This window comes from Azospirillum sp., assembly GCF_050789165.1.
The window spans coordinates 65,258-89,047 of the sequence record NZ_JBOZRT010000100.1; the positions used below are offsets into that span (position 1 = coordinate 65,258).

The window sequence follows — 23,790 nt, forward strand, 5'->3', positions numbered from 1 at the left end:
GCTCAGCGCGTTGCCGACTGCGGACGCCCGCCCGGCTGGCGGCGCGCGACCAGATCCTCGAAGGTCTGCGCGTAGCGCCGCGCCAGGGTGTCCCACGCATAGTGCCGTGGCACCGCGGTGCGCACACGGGCGGCGATGTCTTCGACGAGCTGGGGATGATCGATCAGCTGCTGAAGCCGGTCGCGCAGCAGGTCCACCCGGCCGACCGGAAAGGTGAGGCCGTGCTCTCCCACCACCTCGATGTTTTCGGGAATGTCGCTGACCAGCGTCGCCTTGCCGAAGCCGACCGCCTCAAGCAGCGACAGGGACAGCCCTTCCAGATGCGACGGCAGCGCGTAGAAATAGGCGCCGGCGAACAGCGCGTCGAGGGACCGTCCGGTGACGTGGCCGGTGAAGATGCAGCGCCCGGTCGTGTCCAGGGCCCTCAGCCGCGCGGCGTATCGCTGGTCGTAGCGGGTGCCGCCGGCGATCACGAGTTTCATGTCGGTGTCGACACCGTTGAACGCTTCGATGAGCTCATGCGCGCCCTTCTCGGCAACCAGGCGGCTGGCGAACAGGACGTACCGGCCGGCCTCCAGCCCGAAGTCGTCCAGGCACTCCTGATCGGGGTGGACGTCGCGCCTGTTCAGGCCGTTCGGTATGTGAACCACGGCGCGTCCGTGCGCTTGGGCGAAGTGGGTTTCGAGCTGCCTGGAGACCACCGTGATCTCATCCGCGGCCAGGACGATCATCCTTTCCGCCGAACGCAACAGCACGCGGGCGATCCACGGCCACTTGTCCCGGCGCCAGTCGAGCCCGTGCACGCTGACCACCGTCGGCTTGCCGGCCAGTCGGGGAATGAAGCTGAGGGCACCCGGACCGATCGCCACAAGGTTGATGACGTCGAACCTCTGCGTCAGCGCGATGGCGAGCGACAGTGCCGAACGGGACAGCGTTTCCGTGTACTTGCCGGGAAGGCCCCGCACCTTGACGATATGAACGCCTGGAGCGGGCTTGTCCGGCAGGGGACATCCCGCTTCCGAGAAGACATGCACTTCGTGCCCTAAAGCCGCCAGACGGGGGCAGAGTTCGCAGAGGACCCGCTCGATTCCGCCATAGGAAGCGTGCATGCCGCGGCTGCCGATAATTGCAATTTTCATGATCTCTCCCCGTGAGGTCCGCCGCTGGACGGGCGCATGCGTCGTGCGCAACCGATTGGCCCTATTGCCTTTCTTCCATGCTCGAAGAGCAGAGGCATTCCGCGCCGGGGCATTCCCTGCCGCCACGGCCACCATTGATGCCTGAAGGACTCCGACAATAGTGATGTGTAGGTGAATGGATTGACCAATCGCCGCGTCAGCGATTTGGTGGCGTTATAAAGCAAGCATCTTGTCGAGTGCTTTGATGGGGAGATGTTAAAAACGATAATTCTTTAATTTCAACAGCAAAATGCTACTCAATATGGAGGAGCACCACATCCTTTTTGACTATAATTTTCCTGCTCCGAACAGGAAATAATCCAACAAAGCCGGGTCTTTTCCAAACAAAAACGGCTTCGTTGGTCGCTCCAGCAAGGCAATCAACCGAAGATCCATTTGGCTTATGCGCGATAGCGACACCCCATCTGTGGATCTCGGGAGACGGACATATTCTTTATTGCGCTTGCAACAGCGGCTGGCGGGCTCGGATCATAGGATACAGGTCTTCCTGGCGCTGCGTTCCAACGCAATCCTTGCCCGCTACCCCCACCCCATGCCGCGGGGAGAGCCTGAAGCGAACACGGGTTCTATTGGAAAGCAGAGCAACAGGTCCGGCTGCACTGTCCGAGTTCTTTGCCATGAGACGGTGCCGCGTCTTCATCGATGGCGTTTGCGAAAGCTGTTGCCCATGAGAATACACCCGGATGCCGACCTGCTGCCCGTCGATGCGCGCGGCCATTTTGCCAGCGCGGATGGATGGTCCCACAGAGGTCTGGCGACCGCCCCCGGCACGCCGCCGGGGATGGGAACGGCCCTGCGCCGGGTCGGAGGTTTCCTGCGCCGGCGCAAGCTGTTGATTCTGAGCGTGGCGCTGCCGGCATTCCTGGCACTGGGGGCGCTGGCGGCGATGATGCCGCCGCGCTACGTGGCGGAAGCCAAAGTCCAGATCGACCCGCGCACGCCGAAGATCCTCAAGCCGGACCCCATCCTTCCCCCGATGGCGATGGAGAGCGAGACGGTGCAGACGGCCACCCATCTCCTCACCTCCGTCGATCTCGTCCACCGCGCCATCGAAGACCTGAACCTGCGGGACGACCCCGATCTGGCCTTTCCCGCGCGCGCCCCTCTGCGCGAGCGGGCGCTGATGGCGACCCGCACGTTCCTTCCGGACGCGGTGCAGGGCTACCTCGACCAAGTCTTCCAGCGCGGCGGCGGCGGTATGGGCGAAGACGCGCTGATCACCCGGCGCTTCCTGTCCAACCTGCGCGTCTCCCAGGAGGGGCGGGCGCACGTCCTCTCCGTCCGCTACGCGGCGAGCAGTCCGGAACGCGCGGCGCAGGTGGTGAATGGCTATGTCCGCCTCTTCGTCGCCATTCAGGCGGAACAGAAGGCGCAGGAGGCGGCGAACGCCTACGAGTGGCTGTCCAGGCGCGTCGAGGAGGCCCGCCGCAAGGTCCAGATCGCCGACGCACGGATCGAGGAGTTCCGCCGCGCCAACGACCTGATCAAGGGCCGCGAGAACACGCCCGCCGCCCAGGAGGTGAGCGAGGTCGCCAGCGAACTCACCGCCGCCCGGTCGGCGCGCGATCAGGCCGTGGCGAAGCTGCGGCGCGGCCAGGAGCTGCTGGCGCAAAACCAGATCGACGCGCTGGGCGAGATGCAGCGGTCACCCGTCATCCAGCAACTGCGGATCGTCGAAGCCGCGGCCCTGCGTCAGGTGGCCGACCTTGGCCAGACCTATGGCGACCAGCATCCGCAGCTGACGCGGGCGCGCGCCGACCTCGCCAAGATCCGCGAGAAGATCCGGGGTGAGGGCGTCCAGTTGGTGAACTCGCTGAAGAGCGACGCCGACGTGGCCGTGGCGCACGTCGAAGCGCTCACCCGCACCGCGCAGGCGGCGCGCGACCGGGTGGCCCTCCAGAACGATGCCAACATCGAGCTGCGCGCCCTGGAGCGCGAAGCCACCGCCGACCGCGAGAGCGCCGAATCCCTTCTGTCGCGCCTGAAGGAGGTCGCCGAGGAGCGGCTGCTGCGGCCCTCCGCGGAGGCCAAGCTGATCTCCAGCGCCGATCCGCCGGAGGGGCCGGTGTCGCCGAACCTGCGCCTGCTGCTGCCGGCGGCGCTCGGCATCGCGCTGTTCTTCGGCACCACCATGGCGGCCGTCGCCGAACAGGTCCGGCGCGGCATCCGCAGCATCCTCGAGGTGGAGCCGGAACTCGGCGTGCCCGCCCTGGCGCTCGTGCCGCACAGCCGCAAGGCCGTGGACCTGCCGGTGAAGAAGCCCCACGCCGCCTTCGTCGAAGGGCTGCGGCATCTCTATGCCGGACTGTCGCCCGACGGCAGCCCGCCGACGCCGGGCACGGTCATCCTGGTCGCCTCCTCGGTGGCGGAGGAGGGCAAGACGACCATCGCGCTGGGCCTCGGACGGCTGCTGTCGCAGGCCGATCGCGACGTGGTCCTGCTCGACCTCGATCTGCGGCGCTCGACGCTGGACCGCCTCTTCGGGCGCGACCGGCCGGGCGTGGGCGAGGTGCTGCGCGGAGAAATGGGGATCGACGACGTCATCGTGCGCGATCCGGTGTCGGGCATGGCCGTCATTCCGGCCGGGCACGCCGGCAAGGATCCCTCCTTCCTCCTCGGCTCGCCGGCGATGAGCCAGCTCATCGACGACCTGCGCGCCCGGTTCGCCACGGTCATCATGGACTCGTCGCCGGTGATCCCGGTGTCGGACACCATGATGATCGCCCGCCACGCCGACCACACCGTCATGGTGATGCGCTGGGAGAAGACCGCGCCGGAGACGACGCGCCTTGCCTTGCAGCGGCTCGTCGGGGCGGGGGCCAGCGTCACCGGGATCGTGGTCAGCCGCGTCTCGCTGAAGCGGCATGCGACCTACGCCTTCGGCGACTCCTGCCTTTCCGACCGCAAGAACAGCCGGTACTACCGTCATGCATAGCGGTCAGCACGGCGGGAGCCGCATGGCGGCGGGTATGACGGTGCGGGTGATCGGCCGGGCGAAGCGCTGGCTCTCCGCCCTCGACCGGGAGGCACGGTACGTCCTGCTGGCGCGGCTGCTGCAAAGCGGCAACGGCTTTCTGCTGTCGATCATCCTCGTGCAGGTCTACGGCCTGGCGGCGGCGGGGACCTTCGCGGTGGCGGGCGTTCTGATCGCCCCGCTCGCCATCCTCGCCACCTTCGGCCTGCCCTTCTCGTTGGCGCGCTCCCACGCGCCCGTCGAGGAGCGCAACGCGCTGGGCTGCACCGCGGGGCTGCTCGCCGTGCCGCTGGGCCTGCCGGCCATCGCCGCGTGCGCCGCCCTGCTTGGTCGCGACGGGGACGAGGCGATGGCCATCGCGTGGTTCGCCTGCGGCGGTCTGTTCTTCGCCCAGGTCAACGTCTTCAACGCGCTGCTGGTCCTCCAGCGCCGCGCCGCGCTGTCGGTCCTGCCGCACCTCTACAGCAGCGCGGGCATCCTGCTGGCCGCGCTGCTGGCCGATGGGTTGCTCGACTTCGCCATGATCGTTGGAATCCAGCGCATCATCGGCGTCTTCCTGTGCTTCCTGCTGCCGCACAGCCGGATCGACCTGCGGGCCTTCTTCCGGCACGCCCGTGAGAGCGCCCATTTCATGCCGTTCGAGCTGATCCACCTGGGCGCCGATCAGCTGTTCACCGTGGCGCTGTCGTACCTGCTGACGCGCGAGCAGCTGGGCATCTTCGGGCTGTGGCGGCAGGTCTTCAACGCCGGGATGCTGGCGCCGTCCTCGATGCTGCAGACCGCCTACCCGGAGATCGTCCGCGATCCGCAGGGCAGCCTGCCCACCCTGCGCCGCAAGCTGAACACGGTGTCGCTGCCCACCACCATCGGCATCGCGCTGCTGTCCTGGCCGCTGGGCCTGCTCGTCTACAACGCGCCGTACTTTCCGGTCTTCACGCTGCTCCTGATGGCCTGCCTGCCCCTCGGGTGCCTGGTGGTGCTCTATGACTCCGGGCTGCGGGCGCTCGGCGAGATCCGCCTGATGAACCAGCTCGGGCTGGCGCGCGGCGCGATCCTGCTGAGCGTCGTTCCCTTCCTGCATTTCGGCCTGCCCGGCCTCGCCGCCGGGGTGAACCTCTACACCGCGCTGTGCGCGTGGCTCACGCTGCGGGCGTTCGCCCAGGCGAGCGGGCGCCAGCCGGTCCTCCACGCCAGCTCCTCGTGACCCGGCGATGCCGAACGGAGACACCATGAGGCTTTCGATCATCATTCCGAACCACAACTACGCCGGCTTCGTGGGCAGCGCCATCCGCAGCGCCCTCGACGTCCGCTGGCCGGACAAGGAGGTGATCGTCGTCGATGACGGATCGACCGACGGCTCGCGGGAGGTGATCGCGGCCTTCGGCGATCAGGTGACGGCGATCTTCCAGGAGAACGGCGGGCAGAACAGCGCCGTGAACGCCGGCTTTTCCCGATCGAGCGGCGACGTCGTCCTGGTCCTCGATTCCGACGACCTGCTGCGCCCCGGCGTGGCGGAGGGCATCGCCGCGGTGTGGCACGACGGCGTGGCGAAGGTGCAGTTCGGCCTCTCCTACATCAACCAGCGCGGCGAGACGCTGGGCGAGGAATGGCCGGACTATCGCCGCCGCCACCGCGAGCCGCTGTCCGCGCTGCGGCGGCGCGCCTACTACGAGGCGCCGACGACCAGCGGGAACGCGTGGTCCCGCCGCTTCCTGGAGCAGGTGTTTCCCCTTCCGGTGTGCCGGCCGAACCGGGTTCCCGGCGCCTATTACGGGCTGTTCTTCGACGCCTATCTGAACATGCTGGCGCCCTGCTTCGGCGCGATCGTCACCCTGCCGGACCCGCAGGGCTACTACCGCGTCCACCTGGAGAACGACAGCGGCAGCGGAAAGGCGATTTCGCCGGAGTTCGCCCTCAACCGCTCCGACGACTACGCGCGCACCGTCGCCAAGGCGAACGAGGTGCTCGCCGCACTCGGGAAGTCCCCCGGCTTCCCGATCGACTGCGAGCGCGACGAGATGCAGATGCGCTATCGCCTGGTGGCGCGCAAGCTCCTTCCCGAACGGCGCGCCGGCCCCGGCCTGCTGCGGACCTTCGCGAAATACTGCCGCAGCGTCTGGCTGAGCGATGCCGACCTCAAGCACAAGGCCCTGTTCGCCGGCTGGGCCGTGGTGACCCTGGCGGCACCGCCGCGGATCGCGCGGCGGGCGTTCGACCTGCGCTCCTCACCCGGCCTGCGGCCGGCCTGCCTCAAGGGCCTGATGCGCGTCCGCCAGGGTGGGAGCCGGCCATGAGGCCCGACACGGCGGAGGACCGTCTCGTCGCACTCGACGCGCTGCGCGGCATGGCCATCCTGCTGGTGGTGATCTGGCATTACGCCGTCGTCTGGGTCGGGCCGGCGACGCACAACCCGGTCCGCATCGCGCTCGGGCTCAGCTGGACCGGGGTGGATCTGTTCTTCGTGCTGTCCGGCTATCTGATCGGCGGAATCCTTTTGGACAACCGCGACAGCGGCACCTTCTTCCAGACCTTCTATGGCCGGCGCGCGCTGCGCATCCTGCCGCTGTACGCCCTCAGCCTCGCTCTGTTCGTCCTGCTCGGCGATCACGACGAGCGGACGCCGTTCTGGAGCTACCTGCTGCTGGTGCAGAACTTCGTCTGGGCGGCGCAGGGCGCGTGGGGGCCGGACTGGACGGGGGTGACGTGGTCGCTCGCCGTGGAGGAGCATTTCTACCTGCTGCTGCCGCTGCTGATCCGCTTCACGCCGCGCCGCGCCCTGCCCGTGGTGTTCCTGTGCTTCGCAGCGCTGGGCCCGCTGGTGCGGGCCACCGGGATGGTGAGCGGGCTTACCCCGGTGTCCGCCTTTCTGCTGAGCCCCGCGCGCTTCGATCCCCTGTTTCTCGGGGTCTTCGCGGCGTGGCTCGTGCGCGCCCCCGCGGGCGCCGACATCCTGCGCCGCCGGCGCGCGGCGCTGGGCTGGGCGCTGCTCGCGGCGTTCGGCGGCATAACGGCCGTGACCCTGGTGCGGTGGGAGCCGATCACCTTGGGCAAGGCCACCGCCGGCTATTCGCTGATCGTCGGCTTCTACCTGCTGCTGCTGCTCAACGTGGTGACCCGGCCCGTGCCGCGGGCGCTGGCCGGGGTGGCCACCGTGCTGTCCTGGCTGGGGATCGGCGCCTATTCCATCTACCTGTTCCACGTGCCGGTGCTGATCCTCGTGCGGCGCGCCGTCACGACCCCCGGCCTTGCCGAGGTGGTTGCCCTCGCCCTCGTGCTCGCCATGGCCCGCCTCTGCTGGATCTACATCGAGCGGCCCTCCATGGCCTACGGGCGCCGCCACTTCCGCTACCGCCGGACGCCGAGCGAGGAGATTCCGCTGTCGGCCGTCCCGCCCGTGCCCCGCGCCTGGGACGGGAACGCCATCCAGGCGGAGCGTCCATGAGCCCCGCACACGCCGCCCTGACGAACGCGGGCTTGCGGCGCCATCGCGCCGTTGCCCGGCGGTGCGCCGCCCTGGCGGCCGAGGACATCCGCTGGTACACGCGCTACCTGATCCTGACGCCGGTGCTATGGCTGGGCGGCGTGCTCACCCTGGCGGGGCTGGCATTGACGGTGCGGCTCGCGTGGCGTCGCTGGCCGCAGGGCGGTGTCGTCGCCGTCATCGCGTTGGCCTGGATCAGCATCGGGCTCTTCCAGGCGCTGGCGTCGCTCGCCAACGGGATGCTGGCCGGCGACATGGCGCTGGGCGTGCGAAACGCGCTGGGCATGCCGGTGATCGGATGGCTCAGCGCCGGGCTGGCCATCGCCGCGGGGTACGGCTGCCGCCTCGCCGACCCGCGGGTGGCGCGGGCGACGGCGGTGCTCGGCGGCTGGATCCTGCTGTTCGGCGCGATCGCGGCGGTGGCCCGGCTGGCGGGGCTTCCCTGGCTGATCCTGGAGACCCCCGTCAGCCTCGCGTTGCCCGAGCTGGACGTCGCGCGCTTCTATGGGACCGCGCAGTTCTTCCTGATGGAGGACACGCTGGGCGAGGTGGTGACCCGCCTCATCCTGTTCTTCCCCTGGGCCACCGGGCTGGGGCTGGGCGGTGCGGCCATCGTGCTGGTCAGCCTGCGCGTGCGGGATGTCGGCTGGCGGCTGGTCGGCGCCGCCGGCGGGCTGGTCGGCGTCGTGTTCAGCTGGAGCCGCGCGGCGCTGATCGCCGTCGTGGCGGCGCTGGCGGTGCAGGCGTTCCTGAAACTGCCGGCCCTCGGGCGCGCCGCGCTGACCGGGCTGGCGATGATCGCCCTGTTCGGCGCGATGGCCGGCGGGTTCGACCCCGTCGAGACGGTGATCGGGGCTCAGCAGTCGGTCAGCGACGCCCGCGCCGGTTCCTCGCTGGCGCGCGAGCTGATCTACGAGAAGAGCTGGGAAGGCTTTCTCGAATCGCCGATCATCGGCCAGGGGTGGATCGGGCCATCGGTCCACCACATCCACAACCTGCCGATCGGCTCGCACTCCACCGTGTACGGGCTGCTCTACACCGGCGGGCTGCCGACCTTCCTGGCCTTCGCCGCCGCGCTTCTGCTGACCACGCTCACGGTGGCGGTGCGGCTCGTCTCCGCGCGCACGCCGCGCAAGGCCCGGGCCGATCTGCGGACCGCGCTCGGCCTCTGCGTCCTTCTGGCGGTCTTCAGCCCCTTCGAATCGCTGTTCAGCCTGACCTTGCCCTGCCTGTTCCTGTTCACCTGGATCGGCGGCGCCCTGCGGGAGGCATCACCATGACGGAACGCCACAGCATGACCGACGCCCCGCCGACCCTCAGCATCGTCATCCCGGCCTACAACGTCGCCGCGTACATCGAGCAGGCCGTGACCTCGGCCCTCGACCAGAGCGTCCGCGACTGCGAGGTCATCGTCGTCGACGACGGATCGACGGATGCCACGCCCGCGGTCCTGGCGGCGCTGGCCGAGGCGCGAGGCGACACGCGCCTGCGCATCGTGCGGCAGGAAAACGGCGGGCTGTCGGCCGCGCGCAACACCGGCATCCGGCACGCCCGCTCCCGCTACATCGGCTTTCTCGATGGCGACGACGCCTGGCGCCCGGAGAAGGCGGAGCGGCAGCTGGCCCTGATGGAGGCCGATCCGCGGATCGGCATCAGCTTCAGCCACTCGGAATACATGCTGGAGGACGGCACCCTCACCGGCCAGTTCCTGGTGGCCGAAATCGAGCGTCCGTCGCTGCGCCAGATGATCCGCCGCAACCATGTCGGCAACGGATCGGCGCCCATCGTCCGGCGTGACTGCTTCGAACAAGCCGGGGTGTTTCGCGCGGAGTTGCGGAGCTGCGAGGACTACGAGATGTGGTGCCGCATCCTCAGCGCAACCTCCTTCGTCGCGGCGGCGGTGCCGGCTCCGCTCACCCTCTATCGCCTGCGCGGGAGCAGCCTGTGCTTCGCGTTCGACACATTCCTGGAAAACGCCGACCGCGCGGTGGCATTCCTGCGGGATACGATCCCGCGGATGCCGGACCGCGTCTTCGACCGCGGGCTGGCCGAACATCACCGCATCACCGCATGGAAGGCGCTGACCAGCGGCCAGACCACGGCGTCCATGAGATATCTCGCCCGGGCGATCCGGCTGAACCCCTGGTTGCTGGTCTCCGACCGCCGGGCGGTGGTGACCCTGGTCGCCATCGCCGTCCGCAAGAGCGGCAGCCCGGGTCTCCAGCGGGCCTTCGACGCGATGCTCGCGTCGTTCAAGCTGCGGCAGGGGGCGGGCATCGCGATGCGGCGCACCCGGCAGGTGCCAGATGCCCGATGAGTTCCCCTATGAGTTCAGGGACACCACCAATTTGGACCAAGAGGAGTGGATGCCGAACCGATTGCCCACGTGAAGACCCCAGCCGCTCCTGTATCATGTTGCGTCTGGGGCCAAGCATTGACCGCAGCAGCCGAAGGATGCGCCACATGGACCCAAAAGAAGTGCCGACCGATGCGAACGTTGATGAGGAGGCCGTGCGGGAGCGGCGCGATTTCCTGAAGAAGTGCGGCCGGTTCGCCGCGGTTACGCCCCCGGCGATCTCCATGATGCTCAGCGTCGCGGCGACGCCGGCGCACGCCCAGGCGTCCGGGTCACGCTCCTTCCCGGGGCAGGGCTGGGGCGTCGGCGGCAACCCGAACGACCACACGACCGGCACCCATCCGCAGGGGAAATAAGCCCGCTCAGGGGCCGCGCCGCGTCAGCCCGGCGATCAGGCCGAGCGCGTCCTCCACCGTCCGCGAACGCAGCGCGGCGAACTCGATGCCGTGCGCCCACGCGACCAGGCGGCGGACGGCGTGCGCGTCCAGGGGGGCCGGCACGGCGCGGCAGTTTGCCAGAAGGGTGCGCAGGCCATCAGCCTTGTCGAGCCGGACCAACCCCGGCTCCCCCTCCGGCCCATGGCTCGGGAAGACCACCCAACGCACCGGAACGGGCTTGTCGGAGCGAGCCGGGCGGCCGGTGGCCGGCGGCGGCAGGTAGCGGACCGCTTCGGTTCCGCCGCGCCGGTGCGTCGGCAGGGACGCAAGGTCCGGCAGGAGCCCGGCGAGGCTGCTCCAGGCGCCCTGGCGCAAGGTGAGGCAACCCGGGAAGGGACGCACGCCCAGGCTGTCCCGCTCGATGATGGCGATATCCTCGCAGACGAAGCGCCAGCCGCAGGCCGCCAAAGCGGCGGTGAGCGTGCTCTTGCCGCTGCCCATGGGGTTCGACAGCAGCAGCCCGCCGGCGTCCGTGGCCACCGCACCGGCGTGCAGCGCGAGCAGGCACGGCACGCGGCGAAGCGCCAGATTGTACACCTCGCCGAGGACGAGCGGGGCCAGTTCGTCGGCCGCGCCGCAGCCGCCGAGGACACGCCCCTGGGCCAGCAGGCGATAGCCCTCCCCGGCGCGGACGACATCCGTGGCGATCAGGGAAGCGGGCGCGCCATCGGTTTCCAGATGCGCCAGCAAGGGGTGCAGCAGGTCGCGGGCGGTCGCATCGGCAAACCCGACCGAGAAGTCCGTGCCGACCAGCGCATAGGACCGGCGTTCCACCGGCGGCGGGATCGGGTGCGGCCACGGCGCGTGATCCTCCACGGCACCGGGCACGACGCCGGGGCGGAGGGGCGCAGTGGCGGGTCCGCCGTCGTCCTCGGCCGTCAGGCCCAGGTCGCGCCACCGTTCCAGCGCATCGGTGACCCAGGCCTGTCCCTGGACGCGGTCGGCGACCACGCCGCCGCGACACAGCCGCTCGGCGATCTCCGCCGCTCCGCGCCCCTCCGCGGCGTGGCACCAGATCAGCGCGGCGAGGCGGTCGAGATGGAACACGCGTTGCCGGGCCTCGTCGAAGAGGACCGCGTTCCCGTCGAGGGGACAGAAGGTCACGCCCGCCACGGGCCGGACGTCCGTCATCGTTGTGCCTGGTACAGTTGCCGTGTGCGATGCAGGGCCTTCCACCTGTACTTCCACAGCAGCGCCGCGGCTCGCCGCAGGCGGCAGGCGGCCAACGCGAGGGGATGCAGGCCCCGAAGATCGCGGTTGTAGAAGTAGGCGATCTGCACGGCGGTGAACGGGTAGACGCAGGACATCCCGAAGCGCACGGCGGCCATCAGGGCAGGCGAGCGCTCTTGCAGGACGCAGCGCCAACGGTGCAGTCCCGCTCGGTGCGGGGCGGGAACGCCCGGAGGCGGGGGCAGGCCCATCAGCCGGTCGGCGAGGTCGACCCAGTCCCTCAAGATACCCGACCAGCCGAAGCGCCCGAACATGCGGGCGATTTCCGGCCAGTCGATCCGGTCGCCGAACCGCCGGCACTCCACCGCGTAGTCATGCAGGTCCCGCAGCGGCACCTCGCCGAGCGCGTGGCCCTGGCTCTGGATCTGGCGATGGAAGATGAGAAAGGCGATCCGGTGGGTTGGGCACAGTGTCAGCGCCTGCTGCCCATCCAGCGCGAGCGGCTCAGCGCGCTTCCAGGCGGCGTCAACGGACAGGAAGGAGTGTTGCAGACCAAGGCTGCGGTGCAGATCGACGGTGACCAGCGCCCCGGCCCGCGCGAAGATCTGGGCGTGGGATTCCTTGCCCTCCAGCTCGTTGATGAGCTCGTAGCCGGCGCCGATGAGGAGGCCGGCGGCGCGGGGGAACGCATCCGGCGGGACGAGCAGGTCGACATCCGACATGATGCGCCCGGCGCCCGGATCCTCGCCTCCGTGCACGTCCGGCTCGAACAGGGCGACGCTGCCCTTGAGAAGCAGCGGCACGATGCCGGCGGCGTTGAGGTCGTCGATGATCTCGCACAGCTGCCGCCGGATCGCGGCGTTCCGCTGCGCGTTGGCCGCACGGACGAGGTGCAGGTAATCCTGGAGGTCCGTGGGCAGGAGGGTGAGGAGATTCTTGCGCTCCAAAGCCGGGGCAAGCGCCGCCGTCACCAGGAACCTGTTCGCGGCGGCGGCCAGGGCCACCCAGTCCATGGTGCCTGCGGCAACGTCGCGTCGCAACGTTTCGGCGCCTGATTCCTCCAGGCGGAGCGCGCGGCAAAGGAAGGGCAAAGCCTGGGAACCAGCTCGCAGAATGGTTGCCTCCGTTGCACGGGAACCGGCCGCACCGAACGCAGGATTGCAGCTCAGCCGCGCGATGTGGAGCGCGCAAAAAGATAGGGCCAGGAGAGCAAGGCGTTGCGCGGCGCAAACTCCGCCCCGTGAGGCGACGCGCCCTCCTCGGCCGCGAAGCTCGCGCGTGAAGCAGCGCCCCCGCCTCCGTCGCCTTCAACGCCCCCGCTCCGAGACGGTCGGGACCGGCGCGGCGGCGCGGCGCTGCGCCATGTAGACCGCCTGGGTGCGGTTCGACGCCCCCGGCTTCTTCAGCACGTTGCGGACGTGCGCCTTGGCCGTGTTCTCGCACATGCCCAGCTGGTAGGCGATGATCTTGTTGGACTTCCCCTCGCGCAGGCAGGCGAGCACGGCGACCTCCCGCGGGGTCAGGCTGTCGACGCGTTCGCAGAGCGGTTCGGGGGCCGGCGGCGTGGCGCCCGGCCACGGGGTATGATGCGCGACCTTGTGGAGCAGCGTCGCCGGGATGAAGGTGCCGCCCGCGCTGACCAGCCGCACCGCTTCGAGCGTCACGCCGAGGCTGAGGCTGGGCAGGATCATCCCCCGGATCCCCAGGCGGAGGCCTTCCAGGACGAACTCCACCTCCTGGACGTCCGAGATCAGGATGACGGGCGTCTCGCCGGCGATCTCCTTCAACCGCCGGATGACGCCGGTCACCCGTTCGTTGAGGGCCCGTTCCGGGGCCATGTTGTAGATCACGGCGTCGAGGCCCTTGCCGTCCGCGACGCTGGGCTCCAGATCCGCCACCGTGGCGACCGCGTGCACGGTCATCCGCGGGTCGAGCGATCGCAAGCCCAACGAGAAGCATTCCCTGCCCAACCCATTCTCGTCGATGACGGCGATGGCGGGCGCCGCCCGCTGGTGGAAGGGCCACACGCCGGCCCCCGTGTCCTTCACCGCGCGCGGATGGCTCGGCAGAGGCCGCGGTAGGTTCTCGTTTCCCATGGGCCTCCTCCATCAGGGTTTCGCACGCAACCGGCCGGTGCGGCGAAGTGTGCTGGCGGCGGGACGCCCCGTAAATTCGCAATTCGGGCGTGGCGTGACGACAAGGGTGTAGAGGAAACGCCGGGACTTGCCCCCCGCGTACCTACATCAGCGGAAGGCGGAGCGGCGCGGCATCATTCGCGCCGTGCATCCCATTCGTAGACCCTGGCGGCGATCGCGATGCGCAACGCGTCGCCATGCATGACCACGGCGCCGTCCGGAGCGGAGATGCTGACCGCGTACAAGCGGCCGGCGTCCTCCCCCCGCGCCGCGTGCTCGACCGCGGCGTCAAGGGAACCGTGCGTGCTGGCGCGGCGCTCCCGGTCCTGATCGTAGTGCAGCGTGTAAGCCATGCCGGTCCAAACCCCTCGGGATGCGGTCACCTGAAAGACCCCGGGCGGATGATCGGCGACGCCCTTATCCCTCTCTGGCCTCGCCGGGAGGGTAAGCCCCTTTTTCGAGTAAGGGCAAGTCCCCAAAAAGAAGGGCCGCTGAAAGCGGCCCAGTGTTCTTCAGGGAGGGTTGAGATGCCCTCTTGATACCGCCAGCGTGCCTGTGTCGCGTTGACTGAAGTCAAGCGGCACGAATATTAGGGATATCTTCTGTCAAGGCCGCCACCCGCCCGGTGCTCAGCAGCGTCAGCAGATGACGCTCCACGCGCAGGAGATACTCCCTCGCCTCCAACCCGACCCGCTGGCGGGAGAGCCCCCGGACCGCCGTGATCGCCCGGCACGTCGGACCGCAGATCGCATCGCACATCAAAGAACACCGGAACCCTGTCACTGCCTCCGGCCACGCTACGGCCGCCGGGTTCGGGATGTCGAGTCCTGGTTGAGCAATTCAGCCATTGTCACAATGCAAGAATGCATACCCCCGTATGGCGCCAAGTCGTCCTGTCCCTACACCGCCCGCAGGTGCCGCACCGGCCGGCCGGGCGACAGCGCCTCGGCGGCCCGCGCGATGCCCTGCGCGTCGATGCCGTAATGGCGGTACAGGTCGGCGATGGTGCCGGTCTGCCCGAAATGCTCCACGCCGAGCGCCCGCGTCCGGTGTCCCTCGACCGAGCCGAGCCAGCCCAGCGTCGCCGGATGGCCGTCCACCACCGTCACCAGCGCGCAGTGCGGCGGCAGGCCGCCCAGCAGCCGCTCGACGTGCGAGCGCGCGTGGGTCAGGCCGCGCTCGCGGGCGCGCTGCGCGGCGCTCCACGCCGCGTGCAGCCGGTCGGCGGAGGTGACGGCCAGCAGGCCGACGTCGCGCCGGTCCTCGCCGATCAGGCCCACCGCCTCGATGGCCTCCGGCGCCACCGCGCCGGTGTAGGCGATGACCACCTGGGCGTTCGGCCCCGGCCGCCGCAGCCAGTAGGCGCCGAGCACGACGTCGCGCTCGAGGTCCGCGTCGAGGGTGCGGGACGGCTGCTCCAGCGTGCGCGACGACAGGCGCAGGTAGACCGAGCCGCCGGTCTCGTCGCGCAGCCAGGTCTGCTCGCTGGGCGCGCCCTCCCCGTCCCGCTGCATGTAGTCGAAGGCCCAGCGCATGACCACGGCCAGCTCGTCGGCGAAGGCCGGCTCGAAATAGGCAAGCCCGTCCTGCGCCATGCCGACCAGGGGCGTGGCGATGGACTGGTGCGCGCCGCCCTCCGGCGCCAGCGTCACGCCGGACGGCGTCGCGACGAGCATGAACCGCGCGTCCTGATAGCAGGCGTAATTGAGCTGGTCGGCACCCCGCATGATGAACGGGTCGTAGACGGTGCCGATGGGCAGCAGCCGTTCCCCGAACACCGAATGCGACAGGCCGAGCGCCGACAGCAGGATGAACAGGTTCGATTCGGCGATGCCCAGCTCCAGGTGCTGGCCCTTCGGCGAGAACTCCCAGCTGTAGGTGGAGGGGATGCGCTCCTTCTTGAACAGGTCGGCCATCTCCGCCTTGGCGAACAGGCCGCGCCGGTTCACCCAGGCGCCGAGGTTGGTGGAGACGGTGACGTCCGGCGCCGTGGTCACGATGCGGTCGGCGAAGTCCGAGCGCTCGCGGCCCAGCTCGTTCAGGATCAGGCCGAAGGCGGCCTGGGTGGAGACGCTCTTCTGCGTCGGCGCGGGCAGCGCCGCCGGCACCGCTACGGCGGGTGCGGTGTAGCGGCGGCGCCCCTTGGCGGCGAAGGGCACGCGCTTGAGGAACGCCTCCAGCGTCGCCGCCGGCAGGGTGGCGCCCTCGAACCGGTCCCACTCGTGGCCGGGGCGGACAGCGTTGGCGGCTTGGAACGCCTCCATCTGCGCGGGCGTCATCAGCCCGGCGTGGTTGTCCTTGTGCCCGGCCAGCGGCAGGCCGGCGCCCTTGATGGTGTAGCAGATGAAGCAGACCGGCCGGTCGTGCGTGCGCGCCTGCGCGAAGGCGTCGAGCAGCGACGGCAGGTCGTGCCCGCCCAGGTTGCCCATCAGCCGCGCCAGCTCGGCGTCGCTGCGCCGCCCGATCAGCGCCGACACCGGCCCCTGGTCGCCCAGCTCGTCCATCAGCCGCTTCCGCCACGCCGCGCCGCCCTGGTAGGTCAGCGCCGAGTAGAGCTGGTTCGGGCAGCGGTCGATCCAGTCGCGCAGCCGCTCGCCGCCGGGCTCCTGGAAGGCCTCCCGCATCAGGGTGCCGTATTTCAGGATCACCACGTCCCAGCCGAAGGCGCGGAAGATGTTCTCGAACCGCTCCCACAGGCCCTCGCGGATCACCGCGTCGAGGCTCTGGCGGTTGTAGTCGACGATCCACCACGTGTTGCGCAGGCCGTGCTTCCAGCCCTCCAGCAGGGCCTCGAAGATGTTGCCCTCGTCCATCTCGGCGTCGCCGACCAGCGACACCATGCGGCCCTCCGGCAGGTCCTTCGCCAGCCCCTTGGCCTTCAGGTAATCCTGCACCAGCGAGGCGAACAGCGTCTGCGCCACGCCCAGCCCGACCGAGCCGGTGGAGAAGTCCACGTCGTCGATGTCCTTGGTGCGCGAGGGGTAGGACTGCGCGCCCTTGTAGCCGCGGAAGTTCTCCAGCTTCTCGCGCGTCTGGTTGCCCAGCAGGTACTGGATGGCGTGGAAGATCGGGCTGGCGTGCGGCTTCACCGCGACCCGGTCCTCCGGCCGCAGGGCGGAGAAGTAGAGCGCCGTCATGATCGCCGCCAGCGAGGCGGACGACGCCTGATGCCCGCCGATCTTCAGCCCATCGACGTTGGGGCGGACGTGGTTGGCGTGGTGGATGGTCCAGGAGGCGAGCCAGAGGACCTTGCGCTCCAGCTCCTGCAGACAGGCGAGGTCGGCGTGGTGCGGGACGGTCGTGGCCATGGGACACCCTTTCGCGGAAGGCCGTGGATGATTGGTCCAGCCTATCATCTGTGACGGGGCAGGTGCTTGCGAAGTGGTGCCGGAAACGTCCGTGGTTTAGCATCCGATTGCGAATTTTCCGGGAAAGCGGCATCGGATGCCAAAAGCCAAACTCGACCGCGTCGACCGCAGGATCCTGGCGCTGCTCCAGCAGGACAGCCGCCAGCCGAACAACGAACTGGCCGAGCGCGTCGGCCTGTCGCCGTCGCCGTGCCTGCGCCGGGTGAAGGCGCTGGAGGACGCCGGGGTGATCACCGGCTACGTCGCGCTGGTCGATCCGGCCTCGGTCGACCTGCCGGTCAACGTCTTCATCAGCGTCAGCCTGGAACGGCAGGTCGAGGAGCGCATCGATGCCTTCGAGAACGCGGTGATGAACCGGCCGGAGGTGCTGGAGTGCTACCTGATGACCGGCGATGCCGATTACCTGTTGCGGGTGGTGGTGCCGGACCTGGCGAGCTACGAGCGCTTCCTGAAGGAGCACCTGACCCGCATCCCCGGCGTGGCAAGCATCCGCTCCAGCTTCGCGCTCAAGCAGGTGCGCTACCGCACGGCGCTGCCGCTGGGCCATCTGGCGGAATGAGAAACGCCCGCCTTCCCGGCGAGGAAAGACCGGGAAGGCGGGCGTTCGTCACACCCGGATCAACCGCGCGGCGGCTTACTGGTAGTGCAGGCCGCCGTTGATGTTCAGCGTCGTGCCGGTGATGTAGCCCGCCAGCTCGGAGGCGAGGTACGACACGGCGCCGCCGATCTCCTCCGGCTTGCCCAGGCGCTTCATCGGGACGGTGTCGATGATGCCCTGACGGATGTCCTCGCGGATCGCCATGACCATCTCGGTGCCGATGTAGCCGGGCGCGATCGCGTTGACGGTGACGCCCTTGGTCGCCAGTTCGGCGGCCAGCGCCTTGGTGAAGCCGATGACGCCGGCCTTGGCGGCCGAGTAGTTCGTCTGGCCGGCCTGGCCCTTCACGCCGTTCACCGACGAGATGTTGATGATGCGGCCCCAGCCGCGCTCAGCCATCTTCGCCGACACCTGCTGGGTGACGTTGAACAGGCTGCTGAGGTTGGTGGAGATCACCGCGTCCCACTGCGCCTTTTCCATCTTCGGGAAGAACTTGTCGCGGGTGATGCCGGCGTTGTTCACCAGCACATCGACCGGCCCGAGCCGGTCTTCGACCAGCGCGACCATCGCCTTGCAGCTCTCGAAATCGGACACGTCGCCTTCGGCCATGAAGAACTTGAAGCCGGCGGCTTCCTGCTGGCCCAGCCACACCGCGGCCGGCTCGTAGTTGGGCAGGCAGTTGGCGGCGACGATGAAGCCGTCCTTGGCCAGCGCCTGGCAGATGGCGGTGCCGAGGCCGCCCATGGCCCCGGTGACGAGCGCGATCTTCTGAGACATTACCATTTCTCCATTTATGCTATGTCAAAATCGCTATTTGAGCGACTCTAAGTTGTGCTCAAGACGAAGAAGGTGGGTGTGTCAGGAGAGCGTTGCCGCGCACCGTTTTTTCCGCCCTTCGCATGGATGCGCTCCGCCGTGCGGGTGATGCACCCGAGGCCGAGGTTCGATCCACGAACGTCATATTGCATATGCGAGAAGTTAATGCTTCGTTAGAGCCGAACACGTTTTCATTGCGATGCAACAATGCGGCGGGCCCGACCGCCCTTGCCGCCGCGTGCCCCCCCGGTCATCCTGACGGCATGACCGACGACGCCGAGCGAATCATCGACCTGTACGAGCGGAACGCCCGCCACTGGGACGCGGACCGGGGCCGCAGCCTGTTCGAGAAGCCGTGGCTCGACCGGTTCCTGTCCATGGTTCCGGCGGGCGGGCGGGTGCTCGACCTCGGCTGCGGCTCCGGCGAGCCGCTGGCCCGCCACATCGTCGGCGAAGGCTTTCGGGTGACGGGCGTCGATTCCTCGCCGACCCTGCTCGGCCTCTGCCGGAACCGGTTCCCGGAGCAGCGCTGGATCGCCGCCGACATGCGGGGGCTGGCGCTGGGCGAGCCGTTCCACGGCATCCTGGCGTGGGACAGCTTCTTTCACCTGTGCCCCGACGACCAGCGCCGGATGTTTCCGGTCTTCCAGCGGCATGCGGCGCCCGGTGCGGCGCTGATGTTCACCAGCGGGCCGGCGCACGGCGTGGCGATCGGCGCCTACCGGGGCGAGCCCCTGTACCACGCGAGCCTGGACGCGGCCGAGTACCGCGCCCTGCTCGACGCGCACGGGTTCGCGGTCGTCGCGCACGCCGTGGAGGATCCGGCCTGCGGCGGCCACACGATCTGGCTGGCGCGCGCGGTCACCGCGGCGCGATGAAGCGGCCGAAGGCGCGGCTGCCGTCGCCGGTGGGGATGCGGGCGGTGACCTGGAGGCTGTCGGCGTCGATGACGCACACTTCGTTGCTGAACCAGTTGGCGACGAACACCCGGCGGCCGTCGGGGTGCACGGCGACGCCCTCCGGGTACTCGCCGACCGGGATGGTGGCGGTCACGGCGCGCCGCGCGGTGTCGATGACCGAGACGGTGCCGTCGTGCTGGTTGGTGACGAACGCGCGCCGCCCGTCCGCCGTCACGGCGACGGCGTAGGGCGTCCTGCCGACCGGCACCCGCGCCACCTCGCGCCGGGCGTCGAGGTCGATCACCGAGACGTCGTCGCTCATCACGTTCGCGACGTAGGCCAGCGCCTCGGCCGGATCGACGCCGATGCCGAAGGGATGGGCGCCCACGGCGACCGACGCGGCGACGCGGTTGGCGGCGGCGTCGACCAGGGCGACGGAGTCCTCGTCGCGTTGCGCCACCAGCACGAGGCCACGGCGCGGCGCCACCGTCACGCCGGCCGGCGTCGCGCCCACCGGCACCACGGCCAGCGTGTCGAGGCTGTCCGGATCCAGCACGAACAGGCGCCGGCCGTACCAGTCGGCGACGTAGACGCGCCCGCTCCCGGGGTCCACGTCGATGCCCAGCGGCGAATCGCCGACGGCGCGGTCGAGCACGGCGCCGTCCGACGCGCCGATCCGATAGACGCGCCGGTCGTCGGGGCTGGTGACGAACGCGTGCCGGCCGTCCGCCGCGGCGGCGACGCCGGCCGGCCGGCTGCCCGCCGGCAGCGTGGCGACGACGGCCTGGCGCGCCGTGTCCAGCACCGACACCGTCCCGTCAGACTGGTTGGTGACCCACGCCGTCTGCGCCGCCGCCGGGGCGGCGGCCAGCAGCAGGAGCAGAGGCGCCGCGGCGCGCACGCTACTTCGTCTCGGCCAACGTCTTGAGGTTGGCGAGGCCGCCCTCGTACACCGCCGAAACCGCCTTCACCGCCGCCGCGTCGTTGTACTTCTCCGGCGGGTCGTTGTTCATGTAGCCGCGGTAGAAGGCGCCGCGCCACTCCACCACGGAGCCGTCGCCCTCGGGCTTCACGGTGATGGTCGAGGTGTAGTTGGCCACCGGCAGCACGTCGATGCTGACGTCGGTGATGCGGTAGGAATAGGTCATCGCGTCGTCCTGGTACTTCTCCAGCACCTCCTTGATGGCGCCGCCGCCCTGCAGTTCCAGCGTGCGCGTGGCGCCGACGGCGTTGCCGCCCTCCGCCGCCGTCTTCGCGACGGCGGGGTGCCAGCCCATGTTGCCGAAGTCCTTCACCAGGGCCCACACGGCGGCCGGGGGCGCAGCCAGCGCGACGGTCCTGGTGACCTTCTGCCGCGTCGGACCGTGCGCGTCGGCCACGGACGCCGTGAACACCAGAAGCACCGCCAGCAACACCCGGTGGACCATCGCTCACCCTCCCTGCCCGAAGCCCTGCCCGAAGCCCTGCCATTGTGCATCGGCGTGGAGAGCGGACAATTCAACTTACGGACAAGCCGGGGCCCGCCCCGCCCCGGCTTCCGAACGGCATAAGGACACCGCGCCGCGTGCCGAAACCGCCGGCCGGCGGTTGCCGGGCCAACAGCCCCGCATCCACGCGCAGGAGTCCCGCCATGACCGAACCCGTCCGCCTCCTCGGAATTTCCGGCAGCATCCGCCGCAACTCCTACTGCACGACGGTGCTGCAGACGCTGGGCGAAGGCCTGGGCGGCAAGGCGTCGCTCGACCTTTTCCCGCTGCACGACATCCCGCCCTACGATCCCGACCTGGACGCCGAGAACACGCCGGACTCCGCCGTCGCCCTGCGCAAGGCGATCGCGGCGGCGGACGGGCTGGTGGTCATCTCGCCGGAGTACAATTACGGCATGTCCGGGGTGCTGAAGAACGCGCTCGACTGGGCGTCGCGGCCGGCCATGCAGGCGCCGGTGAGGGGCAAGCCGATCCTCATCATGACCGCCTCGCCGGCCTTCACCGGCGGCGTGCGCGCCCAGCACGAGATGCGCGAGACGCTGGCCGGCATGCTGGGCCGCGTCATCGCCCGGCCGCAGGTGGTGATCGCCTCCGTGCACGAGAAGATCAAGGACGGCCGCCTGACCGACCCGGCGGTGCTCAGCTTCGCCCTGGCCGCCATCGACGACCTGTTGGCCGAAATCCGCATGCTGCGCGCGGCCGGCGCGGTGTAGACTCGGCGCTCGGGCACCACGGACGCGAGGTACGCCATGAGCCTCAACTTCTCCGACCTGACCGAGCGGGATCTGCTGGCGCTGGCCATCTCGCTGGAGGAGGAGGACGAGCGCATCTACGACGACTTCGCCGCCGCCCTGCACGAGAGCTATCCCGACACCGCGGCCATGTTCCGCGCCATGGCGGCGGAGGAAAGCGGGCACCGGCACCGCCTGCTCGACCTGTACCGCTCGCGTTTCGGCGACCACATCCCGCTGATCCGCCGGCAGGACGTGAAGGGCTTCGTGGAGCGCAAGCCGGTGTGGCTGTCGCGCCCGCTCGGCCTCGACATGGTGCGCGCCCAGGCCGAGCTGATGGAGGCGGAGACCAAGCGCTTCTACGCCCGCGCCGCGCAGCGCTCGCAGGACGCGGCGGTGCGCCAGCTCCTTGGCGACCTCGCCGCCGAGGAGCGCAAGCACCAGGCGGCGGCCGAGCGGCTGGAGGCCCGCATCACCCCGCAGGCCATCCAGAAGGAGGGCGAGGCGGAGCGGCGGCTGTTCGTCCTGCAGTTCGTGCAGCCGGGGCTGGCGGGCCTGATGGACGGCTCGGTGTCGACGCTGGCGCCGCTGTTCGCCGCCGCCTTCGCCACCCACGACACCTGGGAGACCTTCCTGGTCGGCGTCGCCTCGGCGGTCGGCGCCGGCATCAGCATGGGCTTCGCCGAGGCGCTGTCCGACGACGGCTCGCTGACCGGGCGCGGCAGCCCGTGGCTGCGCGGCGTGGTGTGCGGGATGATGACCGCGGTGGGCGGCCTGGGGCACGCCCTGCCCTACCTGATCCGCGACTTCTGGACAGCGACGGCGGTGGCGGCCGGCGTGGTGCTGCTGGAGCTGGCGGTCATCGCCTGGATCCGCAACCGCTACATGGACACGCCGCTGCTCGCCGCCGCCTTCCAGGTGGTGGTCGGCGGCCTGCTGGTGTTCGGCGCCGGCATCGCCATCGGCAGTTCGTGACCGATTGACACTCTTGAGGCCCCTCTCCCCTCGCGGGAGAGGGGCTTGAAGGGGACCGAAACCGATACCTCGCAAAGGAGACCCCACGCCATGGAACAGCGCCCGCTCGGCCGGTCCGGCCTGACGGTTGCCCCGCTCGGATTCGGCGGCAACGTGTTCGGCTGGACGGCCGATGAAGCGACCTCGCACCGGCTGCTCGACGCCTTCGTCGAGGCCGGGTTCAATCTCATCGACACGGCGGATGTCTACTCCGCCTGGGTGCCCGGCAACCAGGGCGGCGAGTCGGAGGCGATCATCGGCTCCTGGCTGAAGGCGCGCGGCACCCGCGATCGCGTGGTGATCGCCACCAAGGTCGGCTGGGAGCTGGCGCCGGACCGCAAGGGCCTGTCCCCCGCCCACATCCGCACGGCGGTGGAGGCGTCGCTGCGCCGCCTGCAGACCGACCGCATCGACCTCTATCAGGCGCACGTGGACGACCACACCGTGCCGTTCGAGGACACGCTGGGCGCCTTCCAGGACCTGATCGCCGCCGGCAAGGTGCGGGCCATCGGCGCCTCCAACATCGCGGCCCCGCGGCTGCGCGAGGCGCTGGCGGTCAGCGCCCGCGAGGGCCTGCCGCGCTACGAGACGCTGCAACCCGAATACAACCTCTACGACCGCGCCGGTTACGAGGCCGAGCTGGAAGGGGTGTGCCGGGAGCACGGGCTGGGCGTGATCTCCTACTTCTCGCTGGCCAGCGGCTTCCTCAGCGGCAAGTACCGCTCGGCGGCCGACGCCGGCAAGAGCGCGCGTGGCCAGGGGGTGGTCGCCAAATACCTGAACCCGCGCGGGCAGGCGATCCTGGCGGCGCTCGACGCGGTGGCGGCGCGGCACAAGGCGGCGTCGGCGCAGGTGGCGCTGGCGTGGCTGATGGCGCGGCCGGGCCTGACGGCGCCGATCGCCAGCGCCACGACGCTTGAGCAGCTCGACGATCTGATCGCGGCGGCGCGCCTGCGGCTGGACGCGGAGGACGTCGGGCGGTTGGACGCGGCGAGCGTGTAGGGGGGCTGGGGGAGTGCTTGCGCTGGGCCCCCTCCCCATCCCTTGTATGTTGATGATCGAGTAAAGTGAGTGCGACGGATCGGTCCGGGGCGGGTGGCCACCCGCCCCGGACCGCCGGGCGGC

At 69.8% G+C, this 23,790-nt stretch carries 21 protein-coding genes; 12 read left to right on the forward strand and 9 right to left on the reverse strand.

The genetic code is table 11. The features are described from left to right. Positions 1-2 precede the first annotated feature (2 nt). Positions 3-1,139, reverse strand: coding sequence for a glycosyltransferase family 4 protein (locus ACRWK7_RS22660; protein WP_431858572.1), 1,137 nt, complete (start codon positions 1,137-1,139; stop codon positions 3-5). A 727-nt stretch (positions 1,140-1,866) separates the two neighbouring features. On the opposite strand from ACRWK7_RS22660, the gene ACRWK7_RS22665 reads away from it, so the two are divergent. The 7 genes from ACRWK7_RS22665 to ACRWK7_RS22695 all read left to right on the forward strand — a co-directional run bounded on the left by ACRWK7_RS22665 (position 1,867) and on the right by ACRWK7_RS22695 (position 10,366). After that, on the forward strand, positions 1,867-4,134 hold the full coding sequence (locus ACRWK7_RS22665) for a GumC family protein (RefSeq protein ID WP_431858573.1): 2,268 nt from the start codon (positions 1,867-1,869) through the stop codon (positions 4,132-4,134). Positions 4,135-4,156: 22 nt separating this feature from the next. Next, positions 4,157-5,377 carry a lipopolysaccharide biosynthesis protein gene (locus ACRWK7_RS22670; RefSeq protein ID WP_431858574.1) on the forward strand — a complete coding sequence of 407 codons (1,221 nt, stop codon included), beginning with the start codon at positions 4,157-4,159 and terminating at the stop codon, positions 5,375-5,377. Between the two features lie 25 nt (positions 5,378-5,402). Continuing rightward, positions 5,403-6,467 carry a glycosyltransferase family 2 protein gene (locus ACRWK7_RS22675; RefSeq protein ID WP_431858575.1) on the forward strand — a complete coding sequence of 355 codons (1,065 nt, stop codon included), beginning with the start codon at positions 5,403-5,405 and terminating at the stop codon, positions 6,465-6,467. After that, a complete protein-coding gene (locus ACRWK7_RS22680; protein WP_431858576.1) occupies positions 6,464-7,615 on the forward strand; it encodes an acyltransferase family protein in 1,152 nt (383 codons plus the stop codon). Before ACRWK7_RS22675 ends, ACRWK7_RS22680 begins: the two co-directional genes overlap by 4 nt. After that, positions 7,612-8,934 (forward strand): O-antigen ligase family protein, encoded by a 1,323-nt coding sequence (locus ACRWK7_RS22685; RefSeq protein WP_431858577.1) that lies wholly within the window; start codon positions 7,612-7,614, stop codon positions 8,932-8,934. The genes ACRWK7_RS22680 and ACRWK7_RS22685 overlap by 4 nt, the downstream gene beginning before the upstream one ends. Positions 8,935-8,948: 14 nt before the next feature. After that, positions 8,949-9,971, forward strand: a complete 1,023-nt coding sequence (locus ACRWK7_RS22690) for a glycosyltransferase family 2 protein (RefSeq protein WP_431858578.1) — start codon at positions 8,949-8,951, stop codon at positions 9,969-9,971. Between the two features lie 146 nt (positions 9,972-10,117). Beyond that, positions 10,118-10,366: a hypothetical protein gene (locus ACRWK7_RS22695; RefSeq protein WP_431858579.1), complete on the forward strand. Its 249-nt coding sequence runs from the start codon at positions 10,118-10,120 to the stop codon at positions 10,364-10,366. A gap of 6 nt (positions 10,367-10,372) precedes the next feature. Here the strand turns inward: ACRWK7_RS22695 and ACRWK7_RS22700 are convergent, their stop codons facing one another. The 5 genes from ACRWK7_RS22700 to ACRWK7_RS22720 all read right to left on the reverse strand — a co-directional run bounded on the left by ACRWK7_RS22700 (position 10,373) and on the right by ACRWK7_RS22720 (position 17,060). Continuing rightward, complete coding sequence (locus tag ACRWK7_RS22700) at positions 10,373-11,578, reverse strand: hypothetical protein (RefSeq protein ID WP_431858580.1); 1,206 nt, start codon at positions 11,576-11,578, stop codon at positions 10,373-10,375. Further along, a complete protein-coding gene (locus ACRWK7_RS22705) occupies positions 11,575-12,630 on the reverse strand; it encodes a nucleotidyltransferase family protein (protein ID WP_431858581.1) in 1,056 nt (351 codons plus the stop codon). The genes ACRWK7_RS22700 and ACRWK7_RS22705 overlap by 4 nt, the downstream gene beginning before the upstream one ends. A gap of 294 nt (positions 12,631-12,924) precedes the next feature. Further along, a complete protein-coding gene (locus tag ACRWK7_RS22710; RefSeq protein WP_431858582.1) occupies positions 12,925-13,713 on the reverse strand; it encodes a LuxR C-terminal-related transcriptional regulator in 789 nt (262 codons plus the stop codon). A gap of 173 nt (positions 13,714-13,886) precedes the next feature. Next, positions 13,887-14,105, reverse strand: coding sequence for a hypothetical protein (locus ACRWK7_RS22715; protein ID WP_431858583.1), 219 nt, complete (start codon positions 14,103-14,105; stop codon positions 13,887-13,889). 546 nt (positions 14,106-14,651) lie between these two features. After that, entirely contained in the window at positions 14,652-17,060 is a 2,409-nt protein-coding gene (locus ACRWK7_RS22720) for a transketolase-like TK C-terminal-containing protein (protein WP_431858584.1), read from the reverse strand. Positions 17,061-17,196: 136 nt separating this feature from the next. Between ACRWK7_RS22720 and ACRWK7_RS22725 the strand changes: the two genes are divergently transcribed. Beyond that, positions 17,197-17,679, forward strand: a complete 483-nt coding sequence (locus ACRWK7_RS22725; RefSeq protein WP_431858585.1) for an Lrp/AsnC family transcriptional regulator — start codon at positions 17,197-17,199, stop codon at positions 17,677-17,679. A 75-nt stretch (positions 17,680-17,754) separates the two neighbouring features. Here the strand turns inward: ACRWK7_RS22725 and ACRWK7_RS22730 are convergent, their stop codons facing one another. Further along, complete coding sequence (locus ACRWK7_RS22730; RefSeq protein WP_431858586.1) at positions 17,755-18,495, reverse strand: beta-ketoacyl-ACP reductase; 741 nt, start codon at positions 18,493-18,495, stop codon at positions 17,755-17,757. A 302-nt stretch (positions 18,496-18,797) separates the two neighbouring features. Between ACRWK7_RS22730 and ACRWK7_RS22735 the strand changes: the two genes are divergently transcribed. Beyond that, a complete protein-coding gene (locus ACRWK7_RS22735; protein WP_431858587.1) occupies positions 18,798-19,412 on the forward strand; it encodes a class I SAM-dependent methyltransferase in 615 nt (204 codons plus the stop codon). Here the strand turns inward: ACRWK7_RS22735 and ACRWK7_RS22740 are convergent. Together ACRWK7_RS22740 and ACRWK7_RS22745 are read right to left on the reverse strand one after the other, a co-directional pair. Further along, the gene (locus tag ACRWK7_RS22740) at positions 19,396-20,334 is read right to left on the reverse strand and encodes a cytochrome D1 domain-containing protein (RefSeq protein WP_431858588.1); all 939 of its coding nucleotides are present in this window, start codon (positions 20,332-20,334) and stop codon (positions 19,396-19,398) included. The two genes, ACRWK7_RS22735 and ACRWK7_RS22740, sit on opposite strands and share 17 nt — an antisense overlap. A 1-nt stretch (position 20,335) precedes the next feature. Continuing rightward, positions 20,336-20,860 (reverse strand): SRPBCC family protein, encoded by a 525-nt coding sequence (locus ACRWK7_RS22745; protein ID WP_431858589.1) that lies wholly within the window; start codon positions 20,858-20,860, stop codon positions 20,336-20,338. A 203-nt stretch (positions 20,861-21,063) separates the two neighbouring features. On the opposite strand from ACRWK7_RS22745, the gene ACRWK7_RS22750 reads away from it, so the two are divergent. From ACRWK7_RS22750 to ACRWK7_RS22760, 3 genes are all read left to right on the forward strand, one after another. Further along, positions 21,064-21,633, forward strand: a complete 570-nt coding sequence (locus tag ACRWK7_RS22750) for an NADPH-dependent FMN reductase (RefSeq protein WP_431858590.1) — start codon at positions 21,064-21,066, stop codon at positions 21,631-21,633. Positions 21,634-21,669: 36 nt separating this feature from the next. Continuing rightward, complete coding sequence (mbfA, locus tag ACRWK7_RS22755) at positions 21,670-22,626, forward strand: iron exporter MbfA (RefSeq protein ID WP_431858591.1); 957 nt, start codon at positions 21,670-21,672, stop codon at positions 22,624-22,626. Positions 22,627-22,716: 90 nt separating this feature from the next. Then, positions 22,717-23,667: an aldo/keto reductase gene (locus tag ACRWK7_RS22760; protein ID WP_431858592.1), complete on the forward strand. Its 951-nt coding sequence runs from the start codon at positions 22,717-22,719 to the stop codon at positions 23,665-23,667. Positions 23,668-23,790: the final 123 nt, after the last annotated feature.